At 69.3% G+C, this 525-nt stretch carries 1 protein-coding gene; it reads left to right on the forward strand.

Going from position 1 to position 525, the window contains the following annotated elements; all coding sequences use genetic code 11:
• Nucleotides 1-105, forward strand: a 105-nt coding sequence (locus ON19_RS40840; RefSeq protein WP_043692881.1) for a DUF4235 domain-containing protein, incomplete at its 5' end; no start/stop codon positions are given.
• Nucleotides 106-525: the final 420 nt, after the last annotated feature.

The following is a 525-nucleotide window of genomic DNA, read 5'->3' on the forward strand; positions in this document are numbered from 1 at the left end:
TTCGCCGCGGCATTGCAGGGCGCGGTTTTCGGTCTGGTCAAGGCCGCGATCGACCGCGCGGGCGCGACCGGCTACCAATCGCTCACCGGCACTTGGCCCGACTAGCGCCACCGTGCGTGGGAGGTGCCTCGCCGCCGTTCGGATTCGCGACCGCCGCCGTAGATTTCGGAGACTCACCCGGAATCACGGCGGCGGTCGCGCGCCATGGTCGGGGCACCCGGACGGGTTCACCGCCGTACGCCGACCCGCATAACGGCGTACTTCGAGTGGCTGACGGCGTACTTCGAGTGGCCCCGCCCAGCGTTGAATCGCGGGCGGGGCCACTCGTCTCGCAGGGGCGATTTCGTCAGCTCGCACGCCGACTCGACGGGTTCAGTCGCGGCCCAGCGCCTTCGCCAGTTCGCTCTTCGACATGGTGGAGCGACCCTTGATGTTGCGGCGCTTCGCCTCGTTGTACAGCTGATCGCGGGTCGGCCCCTTCGGTCCGCTGCTACCGGACCGCTGACCGCCACGCTGTTGGGGCGA

It is taken from the genome of Nocardia abscessus NBRC 100374, from assembly GCF_000308455.1.
GTDB classification, from domain to species: Bacteria; Actinomycetota; Actinomycetes; order Mycobacteriales; family Mycobacteriaceae; genus Nocardia; species Nocardia abscessus.